Here is a 645-nt window from a genome sequence, read left to right as displayed (position 1 = left end):
CTCAATAACTCCATGTCGATCACTCCGATGTCCCCCGCACCGATGGCGTGGGAACGAGTTCAAACATGGGTCAGTTCTCGATGGAAAAACCGCTGCTGCCTGGGTCAGCTCTCAGTGGAAATCAACATGATATCCTACAAATTCGCCCCTCGACCATCTCGAAGACGGTGGACCACCTTGTGGCCCGAGGTTTGGTGGAACGCACCCGGGATCCAGACGATGCTCGCCTTACCGTCATCTGCATCACTCCTTCCGGCACCGAGATGCAGAGACGGATCAAGGAGGTGTGGCAAGCGGTAGAAGGTGACTTCCAACAGATGCATGACTGGAACCGCGTGGAAGGGGACCTCAGGCTGGTCGAGGAAATCCTGCGCAAATGGCGAAGCAGCTCCTGAACTAAACCGCCGCGTCCCCCTCCTTCCGCTCCCCTCGCGCCACGATCTGCAGCGCCTCGTCCGGCGGTGGCGGCCGCACGCATACGCCCCGCCCGCCACAGCCCGCCATACAATCAAGCGGAACGCATCGAGTGGTCAGGCACCGGTTTGCCCCGCACGTACAGCGGAGTCTCAGATATATGAGGCACAGGATCGGGCGGTTAAGCCTCGACGTGTGATACCGGACAGGGACGCTATCGAATGCCACGCC

1 protein-coding gene is annotated in these 645 nt (G+C 60.2%); it reads left to right on the top strand.

What is annotated here, in order from left to right; genetic code table 11:
- Positions 1–65 precede the first annotated feature (65 nt).
- A complete protein-coding gene (locus GTW51_RS23395) occupies positions 66–395 on the top strand; it encodes a MarR family winged helix-turn-helix transcriptional regulator (protein ID WP_163046414.1) in 330 nt (109 codons plus the stop codon).
- Positions 396–645: the final 250 nt, after the last annotated feature.

This window comes from Aurantimonas aggregata (genome assembly GCF_010500835.1).
In the GTDB taxonomy this organism is placed as follows: Bacteria; Pseudomonadota; Alphaproteobacteria; order Rhizobiales; family Rhizobiaceae; genus Aurantimonas; species Aurantimonas aggregata.
Note: the sequence above shows the minus strand (reverse complement) of the source record. Positions and strands in the feature narration are given on the sequence as shown.

Bases quoted from the DNA above. Each gene is read 5' to 3' on its own strand.
- GTW51_RS23395 (WP_163046414.1), top strand. From the start codon at position 66: ATGGGTCAGTTCTCGATGGAAAAACCGCTGCTGCCTGGGTCAGCTCTC.